The sequence below is a fragment of the Fibrobacter sp. UWB3 genome, assembly GCF_002210405.1.
Lineage (GTDB): Bacteria > Fibrobacterota > Fibrobacteria > Fibrobacterales > Fibrobacteraceae > Fibrobacter.
The window spans coordinates 61,817-78,156 of record NZ_MWQJ01000013.1 but is presented as its reverse complement, the minus strand read 5'-3'; the positions used below and the strand labels follow the sequence as shown (position 1 = coordinate 78,156).

General features: G+C 50.5%; 10 protein-coding genes. 6 read left to right on the top strand and 4 right to left on the bottom strand.

What is annotated here, in order from left to right; genetic code table 11:
- Window positions 1–82: 82 nt before the first annotated feature.
- Genes B7991_RS13245 through B7991_RS13235 form a run of 3 tightly spaced genes read right to left on the bottom strand, consistent with a single transcriptional unit; the run spans window position 83 to window position 3,679 of the window.
- On the bottom strand, window positions 83–2,359 hold the full coding sequence (locus B7991_RS13245) for an HD family phosphohydrolase (RefSeq protein ID WP_088631258.1): 2,277 nt from the start codon (window positions 2,357–2,359) through the stop codon (window positions 83–85).
- Window positions 2,360–2,370: 11 nt separating this feature from the next.
- Window positions 2,371–3,333, bottom strand: a complete 963-nt coding sequence (locus B7991_RS13240) for a PhoH family protein (protein WP_088631257.1) — start codon at window positions 3,331–3,333, stop codon at window positions 2,371–2,373.
- Window positions 3,323–3,679: a hypothetical protein gene (locus tag B7991_RS13235; RefSeq protein ID WP_088631256.1), complete on the bottom strand. Its 357-nt coding sequence runs from the start codon at window positions 3,677–3,679 to the stop codon at window positions 3,323–3,325. The genes B7991_RS13240 and B7991_RS13235 overlap by 11 nt, the downstream gene beginning before the upstream one ends.
- A gap of 82 nt (window positions 3,680–3,761) precedes the next feature.
- Between B7991_RS13235 and B7991_RS13230 the strand changes: the two genes are divergently transcribed.
- The 5 genes from B7991_RS13230 to B7991_RS13210 all read left to right on the top strand — a co-directional run bounded on the left by B7991_RS13230 (window position 3,762) and on the right by B7991_RS13210 (window position 13,250).
- Window positions 3,762–5,138 (top strand): Xaa-Pro peptidase family protein, encoded by a 1,377-nt coding sequence (locus B7991_RS13230; protein WP_088631255.1) that lies wholly within the window; start codon window positions 3,762–3,764, stop codon window positions 5,136–5,138.
- 50 nt (window positions 5,139–5,188) lie between these two features.
- Window positions 5,189–8,614, top strand: a complete 3,426-nt coding sequence (locus B7991_RS13225; RefSeq protein WP_088631254.1) for an MFS transporter — start codon at window positions 5,189–5,191, stop codon at window positions 8,612–8,614.
- A complete protein-coding gene (locus B7991_RS13220; RefSeq protein WP_088631253.1) occupies window positions 8,615–9,532 on the top strand; it encodes a hypothetical protein in 918 nt (305 codons plus the stop codon).
- Window positions 9,533–9,645: 113 nt separating this feature from the next.
- Window positions 9,646–11,967, top strand: coding sequence for a DUF6055 domain-containing protein (locus B7991_RS13215; RefSeq protein WP_254917977.1), 2,322 nt, complete (start codon window positions 9,646–9,648; stop codon window positions 11,965–11,967).
- 161 nt (window positions 11,968–12,128) lie between these two features.
- Window positions 12,129–13,250, top strand: a complete 1,122-nt coding sequence (locus B7991_RS13210; protein WP_088631251.1) for a sialate O-acetylesterase — start codon at window positions 12,129–12,131, stop codon at window positions 13,248–13,250.
- A 120-nt stretch (window positions 13,251–13,370) separates the two neighbouring features.
- Here the strand turns inward: B7991_RS13210 and B7991_RS13205 are convergent, their stop codons facing one another.
- Window positions 13,371–14,750, bottom strand: a complete 1,380-nt coding sequence (locus B7991_RS13205; protein WP_088631250.1) for a TrpB-like pyridoxal phosphate-dependent enzyme — start codon at window positions 14,748–14,750, stop codon at window positions 13,371–13,373.
- Between the two features lie 379 nt (window positions 14,751–15,129).
- On the opposite strand from B7991_RS13205, the gene tgt reads away from it, so the two are divergent.
- Window positions 15,130–16,272, top strand: a complete 1,143-nt coding sequence (gene tgt / locus B7991_RS13200; RefSeq protein ID WP_088631249.1) for a tRNA guanosine(34) transglycosylase Tgt — start codon at window positions 15,130–15,132, stop codon at window positions 16,270–16,272.
- The last annotated feature ends 68 nt before the right edge of the window (window positions 16,273–16,340 follow it).

Genomic DNA, 16,340 nt, shown 5'->3' with positions numbered 1-16,340 from the left:
CTTTTCTTTAATTTTTTTCTTTAAAAAAGGAGATGCCCTGTCGGAGCAGGGCATGACACTTTAATTAACTAATAACCAATGACTATCTCTGACCTGGGTATTTGACGCGGGTATGGTATGTTCCATCGAGACTGTGGAGGAACGCTTCTTCGAGCTTGGAAAGTTCCTTTACAGATAAATTGCTTTCGTTGAACTGACCGTCCATGAACTTGTCAAGAATCGTCTTGTGGATCATGGATTCGAGAGCTTCAGAGGAAGTGTCTGCCATGGAGCGGCTTGTCGCTTCGATGACGTCGGCGAGCATGAGGATTGCTGTTTCCATGCTCTGCGGGCGCGGACCCTTGTAGCGGAAATCTTCTTCCTTGACTTCTTTGCCAGTTTCCTTGGCAAGTTCTGTAGCCTTGTGATGGAAGAACTGGATAAGCGTTGTGCCGTGGTGTTCCTGGATGCCTGTAGCAACGAGTTCAGGAATCTTGTATTCCTTGGCAAGCAGCATGCCCTGCGAAACGTGACCGGTCAAAATCTTGACGGACTGGTACGGATCGAGGTTGTTATGCGGGTTTACGCCTTGCTTCTGGTTTTCGGTGAAGTATTCGGGACGCATCGTCTTGCCGAGGTCGTGGTAAAGAGCCATCACGCGGACGAGGAGCGAATTTGCGCCAATGCTTTCGGCCACGCTTTCGGCGAGGTTTGAAACCTGGATGCTGTGGTGGAACGTGCCCGGTGCAAGTTCAGAAATGCGCTTGAGGGCCGGGCGGTTGAAGTCCGACATTTCCATGAGTGTAAGCACGGTCGTAATGCTGAAGACTTTCTCGACGACGTGGATCAAGAGCACGGAGGCGACTGCGGTAAAGATGATGATGTTTGCACTTGCGGCGATGAGTGTCTGGTAGAACGTCGCAAAATTGAAACGGTTGCGGAGGAGCAACATGATGCTGATTGAAGCTGCCGCTGCAACGACACCTGCAATCATGCTCCAGGCAAACTGCACACGGTAGCGCATACGGAAGAGCGGGGTAATTACAGCGATATTCACAAGCAGGCTTGTGAGAGTTGCTGCAAGGTCGTAGCCGTTCAAAATGCCGTAGAAACCTGCGGAGAATGTTGCAAAAGCTAGGCCCATTCGAGCGTCATAAAGCACGACTGCAATCACAGGTGTAAACGTAATCGGGTAGAGCCACATGAAGTCGATGGCATCGGGGAGGATGCTTTCGGGGCGGCTAAGTGTTCCTGAAAGGTTATGGATGATCCAGAACGCGAGGAGTTGGAGCACGGTGAGGAACACGAGACTCCACAACTGGCGGGGAGTCTTGAACATGGTGCGTGTCGGCGTATAGAGCCAGAACATGATGAGGAGCGTGATGATGATGACAAAGACGAGCACGTTACCGTACGGGGCCGTGAGCATCTTTGAGTTTTCTTCGTTCTGCTGGGCTTGCTGAAGTGCGTCAATTTTTTCAAGAATTTCCTTGGTGATCGGAGCGCCTTGCGTCACGATTTCCATGCCACGCGGGACCATGCCCTTGATAAGCGTAACCTTGTTGCTTGCGTCGAGCTTGCGGGCTTCGGTTTCTTTTTCGAGATAGAAAACGTTTGGGCTTGTGAAGACGTAAAGCGCTTCGTAGAAGGCGCTCTGTAAACCTTGTTCGGCGGAGAAAGAATTTTGCAGTTGGCCAAAGGCTTCTTCGATGCGGCGCTGCATGGGCTGGATTTCGCTGATTTCAAGTGTGCTTTCTTCGTTGTCCTTGATGAGCGAAATGTTCGGCTTGTTGTAGATGAGGTTCTTGATCTGCTTGATGTTGTAGCTGTTGCAGAATAGGCTGACTTCAGTTTCCGTCTTGGCGAGGAGCGTGTTCGAAACACCTTTCTGCATCATCTGGTAGAACACGGACATCAAGGAATCACGGGCGATGGAATTCGTGCTGAGCGGCTTGATGGCGGTAATGGAAAGTCTTTGCTTCAACTGGTCGTAGATGCTCGACGCTTCCTTGATTTTTTCTTGCATGGAGGCGCTTCCGTCATCTTTGCTGCTGCTGATGACGGCTTGCATCTTGCCGTACTGTTCGAGCTTTTTGAGGTACTGTTCCAGTTCACGCAGTTGGCGCGTGGTTTCGTCGGCGTTGAATTCAAAAATGGCATTGATCTTGTCGGCGGCTCGAGCTTTTTCGTTCTGGATTTCCTGTTCGGTCTTCGGAACTTCGAACTTGAACGGGGCGACAATCGTCCTTGTACTGAGCTGGCCCAAGTGCGGGCGCTCGGCGCGGAGGGCAATATTCTTGTCCGGGAATAAGAGAATGGCAATGAGGATTAGGATAACCCAGCCAATAAATAAATGAATCTTTTTCTCTTTCTTGTTCATTTAATACTCTTCTATTTTTTTTGCTCGTTCTGTTCGTAAGCTAGCAAAATGTCTTTGACTAGATGATGACGAAGAACGTCGGTAGCGCTAAATTCGACTTCAGCGATCCCCCGAATCCCCTGGAGAATTTTCATCGCATGTTCGAGACCGGACGTTTGCCCTTTGGCGAGGTCAATTTGGCTTGTGTCGCCTGTGATAATGGCCTTGCTGTGGGGACCGAGTCGGGTGAGGAACATTTTCATCTGGGCGATAGTCGTGTTTTGGGCTTCGTCCAAAATGATGAAGGCGCGTTTGAGTGTGCGACCGCGCATGTAGGCGAGGGGTGCCACTTCGATGGCGCCCGTTTCTTCGTAACGCTTGAGCTTCTCAGCTGGCAAAAGCTCGGAGAGGCTGTCGTGAATGGGTCGAAGGTAGGGTGCAATCTTTTCTTTGAGGTCGCCGGGCAGGTAACCGAGCGATTCGCCGGCTTCGACGGCGGGGCGCACGAGGCAGATGCGTTCGGCTTCGCCGCGTTCAAGGCTTGCAACGGCAAGTGTTACGGCAAGGAAAGTCTTGCCTGTGCCTGCAGGGCCTTTTGCAAAAATGATATCGTTCTTTTCGACTGCCTTGACCAGTTCCGCCTGTGCGGGAGTCTTTGCAGAGACGCTGATACCGAACCTGTTCCTAAAGACGGGGCTATCGGGGATGAGCTCGGTGTAGCTCGTTTCCGATGCTTCCTTAGGGCCGAGCATGCGGTCGAGTTGGGTGGCGTCTAAAATTTCGCCGTTGCGTGCGGCGATTTTAAGCTGGTCGAGAACAGCCAGCAGGCCTGACAAGTCGGCTCCTTCCTGGGGAACTAGGTCTAGACCCGGAAGACGGGTGCGTATTTCAACGCAAAAACGGCTCTCCAGTAATCGGAAAACCGTTTCACGTTCGCCTGAAATAACGCGTTTCAGGTTGTCAGACAGTGAGTAATGCCTTATACTACTCTTCATCTGTAGAAGGTTGCTGAACCGGGAGACCAAGCTTGGTCCTTGCGTCGAAGATTTCCTTGCGGAGCTTGTGGTTGTCTTCGTTAGCGGCGGCCGCTTCGTCCTGAGTCTTCTTCAGGGTCTTTTCGTTGATGACTTCCTTAGGCGGTTCCTTCTTTGCCGGAGTAGCCGGCTTGGCGGATTCAGCCTGGTTTTCGTTGTAACCTGTGTAAGAAGAGGATTCAGAGGTAGATTCGTTGCTTCCCGTGTAGCCTGTATCGCTGCTGCTAGAGTTAGAAGAACCTGCGCAAGCTGTGAAAAGTGCTACAGAAACAGAGGCGAGAACTAATTTCCATTTTTTAAGAGACATTATTAAGCTCCATTCTAGTCTTTGATGGCTAAAATATATATAGTTGTGGCAGAAAAAATGTTAAAAAAGGTAAAAATTGACTATGCAAGCACGTAAAAATGACGTTCAGACCTATTCTCAGGTCTTTTTATCGTCCAAAAATTACGATTCCAAGAAAATTTATGCGAAAAGACGCAAGTCTTTGATGGAAAAGCTTGACTCTTTTTGCGTTTTTGCAGGTATGATCGTTGAACCGGGGGGCGAGGAAGCCTTTGTTCAAACTTGGACCCGCTTTGTGCAGGACCCTGCGTTTCTGTATTTGACCGGCGTGAACCAGGCGGGTTGCTATTTGGTGCTGGATCCGCGTGCCATGCGTTCGACGCTCTTTGTACCGCGCAAGGACCCGTTCAAGGAATTCTGGAACGGCAAGCGCCTTGGTTTTGTGGATGGCGAAAATGTTGTCGCCCGTTTGACGGGCGTCGAGGAAGTTCGACCGATTGACGAACTATGGGATTTTGTCGAGTCGCTTGCGAAGAAATATGCGAGCGGCAAGAATGCCGTGGACCACGCTTATGCTTTCTATTACGAGAAGTTCAAGGGCGATCACAACGAAAAGCTCAAGAACGATCTGAAGAAGGTGCTCCGCCCTTATAAGTTGAACGTCAAGAGCTGTGCCGACATGCACTTCGAAGACCGCCTGGTGCTGGAACCGGAACGCATTGGTGATGCGCGTGTGGCGCAGCAGATTACGGATGAAGCTTTCCGCGCGCTTTTGACCGAGATGAAGAACATGAAGACCGAGCGCGATGTGGCGCTGTTCCTCAATTACGAAATGCAGCGCCGTGGCGATGGCGACCTTGCGTTCCCGACGATTATTGCGGGTGGCAAGAATGCTTGTTGCTTGCATTACGTGAAGAACGACGAGCAATTGCGCGATGGCGAACTTGTTCTCTTTGACTTTGGTGTGCGGTTCGGGACTCTCCACAGCGATATCTCGCGCACCATTCCTGTAAATGGCAGGTTTGACCCGCTTCAAAAAATGTTGTACGAAATTGTGCTCGAATCTGCGAAGGTGTACCAGCGCGTGGTACGTCCGGGAGTTGCTCTCAAGGAAATCGGCATGATTTGCTGGGAATTCATTATGATGGAACTCGACCGCCGCCTAGTAAAGGGGGCGAAGGGGAGTTTCAAGCTTCTGTACGATAAGAGGCCGCATGGGGTGAGTCACTTTATCGGGGAACATATCCACGAAGGCGACCCGGGTTCCCGTTCCTTGGATGTGGTGTTAAAACCGGGAATGTTAATTTCTTGTGAGCCAGGACTTTACGGCGATTTTACGGCGACAATTGACGGCAAGCGCTACCGCGAAAGTATCGGCATCCGCATCGAAGATGATTTAATTATTACAAAAAGCGGTTTTGAAAATATTTCGGAGCATATTCCGCGTACAGTTGAGGAGATTGAGGCGCTCATGAAGTGATTTTTCTATCTTTGAGCAAAAGGACATTTTGCAAAAAAAGGGTTTTGTAAATGTGGAAAGTTAAAGGTTCTATAAGATTCTTCTTATCTATCCTTGCAACAACTTTTGTTCAGGCGGGTGTGTTTATTTACGCCCAGAAAATTCTGTCGGGATCGTTCTTTGCAAAGGATGGTATCATCTGGCAGAACTTCATGCTCCAAATCTTCTTCCTCGCGCCATACGTGTTGATGGTGTTCTTTGCGGGGTTCTTCACCAATAAGTTTTCAAAGAACAAGGTGATGGCTTGGTCGTCACTCATGATGACGCTATTTGTGATAGCGCAGTCTGTGCTTGTGACGATCGATTACCCGCGAGTCGCATTCTGGCTCTCCATTGGGCTGAGCTGCGGTTTTGCCATCCACAGTGCGGCGAAGTACGCCATTATCAAGGAAATGTTTGGCGTTAGGAATTTGAGCTACGCGAACGCTTTCCTCCAGATATTCAGTATTAGCGGTATCATCGCGGCATCCTGGCTTGCGATTGTCGGCGTGAACCTGATTAACCTCGATCAGCTCGTTTCTTACGAAGCCGTGCGTCGCATTACGGAAAAGTCCGTTGTGATTCCGTGGATTTTGACCGCGGTGAGCGTGCTCGGTACGGTTGCAAACTTCATGATTCCGCGCGTGAAGTTCGAAGACTTGAACGTGAGCGTTGACAAGGTCAAGCGCCACTTGAGTCTCGGTTTCCGCGTGCCGACGCTCCGTGCGTCTATCATAGCCCTTTCGATGTTCTGGGCTTTGGCTCAGGTGTTCGTGCTGATTTATCAGGACGTGTCCGGTTCTTCGACCGTGAACATGATGCAGGACTACATGTCGTTTGCGATTGTGGGCCTCATGGTTGGTACGATTGTGGCTGCACACTTCTCCAAGGACTTTATTGAATCCGGCTTTGTGCCGCTTGGCATGTTTGGCGCCTCAATCTGCATGTTCCTCGTGCCGTTCCTAGTGCATCCGGTTGCTCTCGTTGTGCTTTATTCCATGACTGGTTTCTTTGGCGGTCTCATCTTGGTGCCGGTGAATGCTCTTTTGCAGTATAACACGCGTCCGAACAACTCCGGTTCTGTGATTGCACTTGCAAACTTGATCCAGGCTGTGGTGCTTGTGGCGTTCCTGTTCGTGTTCACGATGATGGTCCGCAACACCGATGTCCGTCCGCAGAACTACTTCATTGGCCTTGCCGTGATTTCTGTGGGTGTATTCGTCTGGTCGATTTCGAATTTGCCGCAGGCTATGCTGCGTACGCTTTTACGTTTTGTGTTCAGCCGTTATAGAATCCGCGTGTTGAACGTGCAGAACATCCCGAACGAAGGCCCGATTCTCTTGGTCGGTAACCACCACAGCTTTATTGACTGGGCTATGGTGCAGATGGCATCTCCGCGTCCGCTTTGCATTGCTAGCAACAAGGACCATTTCGACAAGTGGTACTTGCGCGCCGTGCTCAAGCGCTTGGGCATGATCCGTATTGATAACCGCAATCCCAAGGTTGCGATGGACAAGATTCATGCCGCCCTCCTCGCAGGTAAGGCTGTCGTGATTTTCCCGTCGGGCGAAGTTTCCAAGTCTCCGCACGTGGAACCGTTTACGATTGACTATTCCTCCGCTGTCGATGGCACAAAGGCTCAGGTAATTCCGTTCTATATCCAGGGCTTGTGGGGCTCTAACTATAGCTATAGCTCCTCGAACATGTTCGGTGCTTCGGCTGAACGTTCTGTGACGGTCGCCTTTGGAGAAGCACTTCCGGCCAATACGCCGCCTAACGAAATCCGTGCTGTTATCCGTCGCATTTCTATTGACGCCTGGAACTACGCTGTTTCGTTTGTGCACCCGATTGCCGATAGCTGGATCCGCACTTACAAGAAGTACGTGAAGAATGGTCCTGCTATTTATAGCCCGGATGGCGCTCATTTCTCGGGTTACAAGCTGATGGGCGCTGTGATGGCTTTCCGCGGCTACCTCAAGAAGACGCTTGGCAAGAATGAACAGAACGTGGGTATTATGCTCCCGCCGAGCCCTGCTGGCGTGATTGTGAACCTCGCTCTTTGGGTGATTGGCAAGACGAACGTGAACTTGAACTACACGTCTTCTGTCGATAATGTGAAGTTCTGCTGCGATCGCGCTGAATGCTCGACCGTGATTACGAGCCGCCAGTTTGTGCAAAAGCTGAAAGGCCGTGGCAACGATTACTCGCAGATTGCATCGGACAAGGTGCGCTTGCTCTATGCCGAAGATATCATGAAGGAAATCCCGAAGGCAAAGATTGCTGCTTTCCTTGTGCTTTGCATCCTCATGCCGAGCTGGCTTATTCGCCTTGTGTTTGTGAAACATCGCAACATGGACGACAATGCTGTGATTGTGTTTAGCTCTGGCTCTGAAGGTACGCCGAAGGGTGTGGAACTTACGCAGCGCAACTTGATGGGCAACATCCAGCAACTTGCTTGCATTTTGAATGTGAGCCGTGGCGACGTGATGCTCTCGGAACTCCCGCTGTTCCATAGCTTTGGTCTTACGGTGACGACGCTTTTGAACCTCACGGAAGGCTGCCCGATTGTAGCTGTGGCTGACCCGACCGACGTGAAGACGATGTCTCGCGTTTGTGCGGAATTCCAGGTGACGTTCTTGGTGGCAACACCGACGTTCCTCCGAGCCTTTACGGTGAGCCGCTATGTGCACCCGTTGATGTTTAAGTCTGTGCGTATTATTATCGCTGGTGCCGAGGCTCTCCGTCCGGAACTTGCAACGGCATTCCGCCTTAAGTTCGGTAAGGAAATTTACGAAGGTTACGGCTGTACGGAAACGGCTCCGGTGGCATCGGTCAATACCGAAAATACGTTGTTCGATGACTATACCACGTTGCAGGTGAACAACAAGCCGGGTACGGTGGGTCCTGCGCTCCCGGGTACGCAGTTCTTGATTGTCGACCCTGAAACAAACGAACCGCTCCCGACTGGTGAAGCGGGTATGATTCTCATTGGCGGTTGCCAGGTGATGAAGGGCTACCTCAAGGACGAAGACCGCACGAAGAGCGTGATTGTCCAGAAGGATGGCATTCGCTATTACCGCACGGGTGACAAGGGCTATCTCGATGAAGACGGATTCCTTACGATTGTGGACCGCTACAGCCGCTTTGCTAAGCTCGGCGGTGAAATGATTAGCCTTGGTGCTGTCGAAAAGAAGATTCAGGATACGCCTGTGTTGCAGGGCTGTGATTACGTTGTTACGGCAATCCCGGATGCCACCAAGGGTGAAAAGATTGTTCTTTTGTACCAGGGCGAAAAGGACCCGAAGGACGTGCTCTCGGAATTGCGTGCAAGCGGCATGCCGCCTCTCATGCTTCCGTCCGCTGCGTTTAACGTTGACGTGATGCCGAAGCTTGGTTCTGGCAAGGCTGACTTTGTGACCGCAAAGAAGATGGCGAAGGAACTGGTGGAGAAAAAGTAAATGAAGAGTCTCACATCTGTACGTACTGCGCGTTTGGTTGCATCGCTGATTGCAATCCTTGGAATGTTCTGTTTTGCAGTCGAGCGCGCTCTCACGAAAGTTTGCCTTATGGCAAAAGATGGCGTGCAGATGGGGCTCAACCGTTATTCGAATTCTTTCACGGGACGTTTTGCGGCCGAAAATTTTTCGGATGATAAAAAGCTCTTGGATGTTCTTCGTCAGGCAAAGGATTTGTTACCGGCTGCAGATAACGCTTTGCTCGTTCTTTTCATCTTGAGCATTGTTCTTTTTATCATTGCTGCGTTTGGCCTTGCTTTCCCCAAGCAGTTCTGCCACATGCTCGTCGCAACGAAGCTCCTCAAGTGGCAAGACGGAATTGTGTTGCAGGATATGAAACTCTCGGGAACACAGTCAGAGGGACCTAGCGTTTCTGATAAACTTAAGGAACTTTGCGGAAAGATTGCGGCTGTTGCAAAAAAGGTTCAGCCGAAGTACTGGATTTTTATTGGTTGCTCGCTTGCGTTTGTGCTCGTGCTCGTTTTTGGCGTGCGCGGTTGCTCAACGCCGAGCGTTTTCGGTGGATCGCAGGCGGTGTCCGAAGATTTGACCGGGCAGACTTTGTACTATATCCAGGCGCAAAAGTCTTTCTTTGCAAAGACAAACAAGGTGGGTGGGCCGAAATCGCTCCAGATGCCGGATTCTTTAGTGTCTGATTACTTTACGTATCGCGTGACGGGCGGAAAGTTTACGGCAACGCTGAACAAGAAAGTCAAGGATTGCCCTGCTGGTAGCCGCTGGTCGGTAAGTGCCTCAACTAAGGGTATTTTCACCTTGGACTTGGTGCTTTATCGCTCCGCTCCCAAAGACACTAATTGCGTGTTTATTTCGCCTGATTTCAAGAATCTCGGAAGAAAGTAACCCCAAACGGGGAGTCTCAAGACAACAATTTGCTAGTTGGTTCTTGCGCTTGAGGGGGCGAGAATATATATTAGTAATACCTAGAATGTTCTAGGGTGTTGATGGGTGGTGGTATGAAATTTACGCAGATAGTCTGTGCTATGGCCGTTGCGTCGTTTGCCGACGTGACTTGGGTCCCGCAGTGTGAAGATAATGGCTTTACGCTGATTCGTTCTTCGGAACATTTTGAAGTTTGCAAAAAGCCAAAGACCGACGATGGTGCGGCGAATAATGTTTCAATCTCGACTTCTGATGCCGAGGGTGTGCTCCAGTCGCTAGAAAAGGTGTATTCGTTCTACATCGATTCGCTCGGCTGGATGTTGCCGTTCCCGAAAAGTTCGGACAGGAAACTCAAAAGCAATATTTATGTGTTTGAAACATTGCCGTCCTTGTACGGTGGCCAGGATTATGTGAAGGCTTTGAATGGCGAGTATGGGCCTGGCATGTGGATTGGAGTCGGGGCGCTCAAGGATTATTGGGGGACTTCGCACGAGTTCGCGCATGGTTTGCAAGGCGTGGCCGGTTGGCTCGGGAACAACAGTCATTCGGGTTGGATGGCGGAATCGCATGCGAACTGGATGGCTCACCAGTATAATCCGAATGATGCTCATTGCTCTGAATATCTGATTAACTTTCCGTACTTGTATTATGGCTCCACGCGAGACCGCTATTGCAATTGGCAGTTCCTGGAACATTTGAAAGAAGAATTTGGTGGCGGCAATAAAGGCGCGCACGAGGTCAATCGCATCTGGATGGAATCGATTCGTGATGGCGAAGACGGGCGCATGGAACAGACTCCGTTTAGTGCGATGATGATGGTTTACGGTTGGTCGCTCGAAGAACTGAATAATCAGTTCGGCAAGTTCGCGATGAAAAACGCGACGCTTGAATACGCTCCGGCAAAAAAGAGTTTGTACAAAAAATCCTATGGCGATTATGAATTTAAGACGCGTCGTGACGCAAGTTGGGGCGACAACTACCGCAGACATTCTCGCGTGACCATGCTGAACAAGATGAAATGCGAAAGTTCCGAGAATTCGGATGGGAATGTTGCGACCGAGAATTGCGCGGACCGTTACATTTCGCCGAGTTACTGGGCTCCGCAGCGCTGGGGCTATAACTTGGTGCGAATTTATCCGGATTCGGCAGGGAAGGTGACGGTCAAGTTCCGTGGAATTGTGCAGGAAAAGCCGACGGTCAATGGCTATACTTGCTTTGGCGATAACACGGACTATTACAAGGGTAAAACTTATAAATGGTGCAATTATGCGCCGGATAAATTGCCGGATCCTGCATCGGGTTGGACGGTTGGCTTGGTCGCGGAAGGTGCAGATGGCACGCCACGTTACAGCGAAATGAAGCACGGCTCAGGTTTCAATCTTGAAATCGAAACGAAAGCGAATGACAAGGCTTTGTGGCTTGCGGTAACGGCGACTCCGACCGAAATGCAGACGATTCTTTGGGACCAGTTCTATTACAGCATTTATCGCTATCCGTACATGATTGAAGTTGTGAACGGCGCGCCTGAAGGTTATACGAAAGATTTCTGGAAGCCTGCTGGATTTAATGGAAGGACTGCTTCGGGATATGCGCAACATAGCAATGGCGGTGGCTGGGTCAGCAACAAGGCGAAGGTCGCTGCTACGGCTTATGTGGGGCCTGATGCGGTCGTGAACGGCGGTACTGTTTCGGGGAATGCCCGCATTGAGGATTTTGCTGTCGTGAATGGCGGAACAATTAGCGATAACGCCGTGGTACGCGGTCGAGCGCTCGTGACCGCGGGAAACATCAGCAGCGATGCCGTGCTTGAAGATGATGCTTGGCTTGTGAGCGGGACGATTAGCGGCAAGGCTAAAGTTGGTGCGCTTTCGCTGATTGTGAATTCAACGGTGACGGATAACGCACAAGTTTACGGCGTGATGTGGGCGGTTTCTGGCAAAAAGCTGAGCGGAACAGCACAATTGCGTGGCGACCTCGAAAACAATTTTGACAAGGAAATTACGAAAGGCGTATTCTACGGCATGGTCAATACCGACATGCTGAATAATGCGAACTTTGGCGCAAATCTCACGACGCCACCAACGGATGCTACAGCAAACATTGAAAATGCCAAATGGTATACAATTGCAGATGATTCCACGCAGACAGATCCGGGGCATACAACGGGTATTGCTTCTAAGGTGGTGGCGCTACAGTTGAGTGATGTGAATGAAAACTTTGATGTGTTTGATTTGAACGGGAAACATCTCGGTTTTGCGAAAGTAACACCCTCTGAATGGAGTGCACTTGGCAATAAATCTTTGCAAAAAACGCTTCGTGCATCAGGATTTAATGCGGGAATTTATTTAGTTCGTGCAAAACGTTCGCATCGTATGATTCGTGTAAACGTGCGTTAAATGCTTGATATTGCATAGATTGAGTAAACGCATTAAACCCTTGCAGTTTTGCAATAAAATAAAAATAGGAAACCTCGAAACGGGGTTTCTTTTTTGTTATAATTAAAGATAAGGGTTGTATAACTTGTCACGTTAGTGACAGCTTTTTGTTTGGAGGACAAATGCTAAAAAAAATCCTTAAGTCTGTTGTTGTTACAAGTGCCGTACTCGGTGCGGCAAGTTTTGCGCAGGACCCGAACTTGCATATTTACCTTGCTTACGGGCAGTCCAATATGTCGGGGCAGGCGACCATTACGGATACGGACCGTCAAACGAATCCGCGTTTCTTGGTTTTGCGAGCCGGAAATCATTCGAACCAGAAGGTGGGCGAGTTTTATCCGGCGGCTCCTCCGATGGGGCATAGCGCATCCAAGGTCGGCATTGTCGATTTCTTTGGTCGCAAAATGATCAAGGAACTCCCGGACAGCATCACGGTGGCGGTCGCGAATGTGGCAATTGGCGGGCAGAGCATTGATCTATTCGATAAGGACCGTAATGCAGCTTATGTGCAGAATGCCAAGAACAAAAACGATACTTGGTGGATTCAGTATCTGAATGAATACGGTGGCGATGTGCACAAGCGCATTGTCGAAATGGGAAAAATTGCAAAGCAGAAGGGCGTCATCAAGGGATTCCTTTTCCACCAGGGCGAAGCGGATTACCAGATGAAGGATTGGCCCGAACGCGTCAAGAAAGTTTATGACCAGTTCATTGAAGAACTGGAACTTGACCCGGAAAAAACTCCGATTTTGCTTGGGGAGCTTGCGCCTACGGGTGATTTGGGCTGGCGAAACGATGCCGTGAAAGAAGCGGCGGACTTGATTCCGAATGGCTACGTGATTTCGGCTCAGGGGTGCCCTGCGATTAAGGAACCGAGCTACACGTTGCATTTCACTCGCGATGGCTACCAGACTTTGGGCGAACGCTATGCGGAAAAGATGCTTGAATTGCTTAAGGCTCAGGAACCGGCTTCAGATTCTGGCAAAAAGGATTCTGTGGCCACAGATTCATCTAAGACGGACTCCTCGAAAACAGACTCTTCAAAAGTTGTGCCTTCTGATTCGACAGGTCGTGATTCTACATCGTCGGACAGTACGAACTCTATTCGTAACATGGCTGTTGTTCGTGCCGTGGATTCGCAATCGCCAAGACTTTTCTATGATGTTTATGAACAAAGTTTGTTCGTGCGCTTCAAGAAAGACGGCGTAGAACATCGCTACCGCTTGACCGGGCGGAAAGAGTAGAATTGTTGAGATTATAAAGAAAAACGCCCAGCTGGTGCTGGGCGCTTTTGCTTAGATTTCTGGATCCTTCGGCGTTGCCTCAGGATGACTCAACTAAGGCAACAGAGTTGCCAAGTTTCGTTACACCTTCGGAAGCTGGGCGAGGCTCTTGGCGATGTCTTCATCCGTCGGGATGTAGTCGCTCATTTCGCCGTCGTTGAACTTCTGGTAAGCAACCATGTCGAAGTAGCCCGTGCCGGTGAGACCGAACACGATGTTCTTTGCCTGACCGGATTCCTTGCACTTGAGAGCTTCGTCGATCGTTGCGCGGATAGCGTGGCTGGATTCCGGAGCCGGGAGGATACCTTCGGTCTGTGCGAAGAGCTTTGCTGCTTCGAAGACCTTAGTTTGTTCGACAGACGTTGCACGCATGAGTCCCTGATCGTAAAGTTCAGAGAGAATGCTGCTCATACCGTGGTAGCGGAGGCCACCAGCGTGGTTTGCAGACGGGATGAAGCTAGAACCGAGGGTGTACATCTTGGCGAGCGGGCAAACCTTACCGGTATCGCAGAAGTCGTAAGCGTACTTACCGCGAGTGAAGCTCGGGCAGCTTGCCGGTTCCACAGCGAGAATATCGTAGTCGGCTTCGCCACGGAGCTTTTCACCGATGAACGGGCTCACGAGACCACCGAGGTTAGAACCACCGCCAGCGCAACCAATGATGAGGTCGGCCTTCACGCCAATCTTGTCGAGTGCGGCCTTTGTTTCGAGACCGATGACGGACTGGTGGAGGAGCACCTGGTTCAGCACGGAACCGAGAACGTAGCGGTAACCCGGCTGCTTCACAGCGGCTTCCACAGCTTCAGAGATTGCGCAACCAAGGCTACCCGTGGTGCCCGGGAATTCGGCGTTGATCTTGCGGCCGATGTCGGTCGTCATGGACGGGGACGGGGTGACGGATGCACCGTAGGTGCGCATCACTTCGCGGCGGAACGGCTTCTGTTCGTAAGAAACCTTCACCATGTAAACCTGGCAGTCCAGTCCGAAGAAGGCGCTGGACATAGAAAGTGCGGTACCCCACTGGCCTGCACCCGTTTCGGTCGTCACGCCCTTGAGGCCCTGCTTCTTAGCGTAGTAGGCCTGAGCGATAGCGGAGTTGAGCTTGTGAGAACCCGAAGTGTTGTTGCCTTCGAACTTATAATAGATGTGTGCCGGAGTGCCGAGGGCCTGTTCGAGGAAGTAAGCGCGAACGAGCGGGGACGGACGGTACATCTTGTAGAATGTGCGGATGTCTTCCGGGATTTCGATGTAAGCGGTATCGTTATCGAGTTCCTGCTTGATGAGTTCATCGCAGAAAACTGGCTGCAGGTCTTCGAAAGTCACCGGCTTGCCGGTACCCGGGTTCAGAAGCGGAGCGGGCTTCTTCTTCATGTCGGCGCGGACGTTATACCATGCCTTCGGAAGTTCATCTTCGTGGAGATAAGTCTTGACCTGACCATCGATCTTGAGCGAGTTTCTCATATTGTATCCTTTAAATTTGTGTAACCGCATCCAATTATATTAAATCGAATTTGCGTTGACAACAGCACTTGTGCAAAATGACCAATGTATATGATTAACCTTGATTGGTGGTGGTGCTTTCTTGAAATTTTAAAATTTTTTAATATATTGTTTCTATCACCATCATAAACATTAGGAGCTCCTATGGCCATTGACCACAATCTCTTAACGGGACAGTTTCGTCCTCTTGGCGAAAACAAAATTGAGCATACCCTTTCTGCAAGCCAGAAGGTTTTGCCCACACATACGGGGAAAAACGCAATGCGCCATTTGACCCCGCGAAACCGAAAGCCGAAACTCGAAAAGTCGTAACGGCGAGAAGATTTCTATTTTTGGTTTCGTGAACGAAAATCCTTTTGAACTGTTAAAGAAATCTGCAAAGTCCAAGGCGCGTCTTGGCGTGATCCATACGGCGCACGGAGACGTGACAACGCCCGTGTTTATGCCTGTAGGCACAGCCGCGACGGTCAAGGGGCTTACGAGCCGCGACATCCGCGAAATCGATGCAGAAATCATCTTGGCGAATACGTACCACCTCTATTTGCGACCGGGCACAAAGCTCATTGCAGAGGCGGGTGGCGTGCAAAAGTTCATGAGCTGGAACAAGCCGATGCTTACTGACAGCGGCGGTTTCCAGGTGTGGAGTTTAAAACAGTTCCGAAAGATTACCGAAGAGGGCGTCCAGTTCAAGAGTTTGCTGGACGGTTCTCGTCATTTGTTCACGCCTGCAAGCGTGATGAATGCGCAACGTGAAATCGGTGCGGATATCATCATGGCGTTTGATGAATGTACGCCGTACCCGAGCACTGTCGAAGAGGCGGAAAAATCGCTTGCGCTCACGCTCAAGTGGACGCGCGAGGCGAAGGAATGGCTTTTGGCAAATCCGCCGATTCACGGCTATCCGCAGTTCTTCTTTGGAATTGTGCAAGGCGGCATGCACAAGGAATTGCGACAGAAGTCCATCGAAGCGCTCAAAGAAATTGAGCCGGATGGTTATGCGATGGGCGGGCTTTCGGTTGGCGAGCCTGTCGAGACGATGTACGAAATTGCAGACTTTTGTACAAACTTGTTGCCCGAAGATCGTGCCCGCTATGTGATGGGTGTGGGAACGCCGTGGAATTTGCTAGAGCTTGTGAAACGCGGCGTGGATATGTGCGACTGCATTTTGCCGGCGAAAAATGCGCAGGATGGATTAGTTTATACGAGTCATGGCGTGCTCCGCTACAAGGGGGCGAAATTTGCGCACCAGCACGATTTGCCACTTGACCCGAACTGCGATTGCTATTGCTGCCGTAATTACAGCCGTGCGTATTTGCGCCATCTGTTCAAGGAAAAAGAACCGCTTGGCTGGACGCTCGCGGCAATCCACAATTTGCATTTCTACATCCACTTGATGAAGTCCGTGAAAGCCCATATCGCAGACGATACTTTTGAAGAATGGGCGGACGAGCAAATTCGCATGTTGCAGGAAAATGCGGAATAAAAGGGCGTAAAAAAGCACAAAACTTTAAAAAGCTTTGTGCGTTCAACTATGAAATGCGATGAATTAGG

Excerpts from the sequence above, each read along its gene's own strand:
- B7991_RS13245 (WP_088631258.1), bottom strand. The coding sequence starts at position 2,359 with ATGAACAAGAAAGAGAAAAAGATTCATTTATTTATTGGCTGGGTTATC.
- B7991_RS13240 (WP_088631257.1), bottom strand. The coding sequence starts at position 3,333 with ATGAAGAGTAGTATAAGGCATTACTCACTGTCTGACAACCTGAAACGC.
- B7991_RS13235 (WP_088631256.1), bottom strand. The coding sequence starts at position 3,679 with ATGTCTCTTAAAAAATGGAAATTAGTTCTCGCCTCTGTTTCTGTAGCA.
- B7991_RS13230 (WP_088631255.1), top strand. The coding sequence starts at position 3,762 with ATGCAAGCACGTAAAAATGACGTTCAGACCTATTCTCAGGTCTTTTTA.
- B7991_RS13225 (WP_088631254.1), top strand. The coding sequence starts at position 5,189 with ATGTGGAAAGTTAAAGGTTCTATAAGATTCTTCTTATCTATCCTTGCA.
- B7991_RS13220 (WP_088631253.1), top strand. The coding sequence starts at position 8,615 with ATGAAGAGTCTCACATCTGTACGTACTGCGCGTTTGGTTGCATCGCTG.
- B7991_RS13215 (WP_254917977.1), top strand. The coding sequence starts at position 9,646 with ATGAAATTTACGCAGATAGTCTGTGCTATGGCCGTTGCGTCGTTTGCC.
- B7991_RS13210 (WP_088631251.1), top strand. The coding sequence starts at position 12,129 with ATGCTAAAAAAAATCCTTAAGTCTGTTGTTGTTACAAGTGCCGTACTC.
- B7991_RS13205 (WP_088631250.1), bottom strand. The coding sequence starts at position 14,750 with ATGAGAAACTCGCTCAAGATCGATGGTCAGGTCAAGACTTATCTCCAC.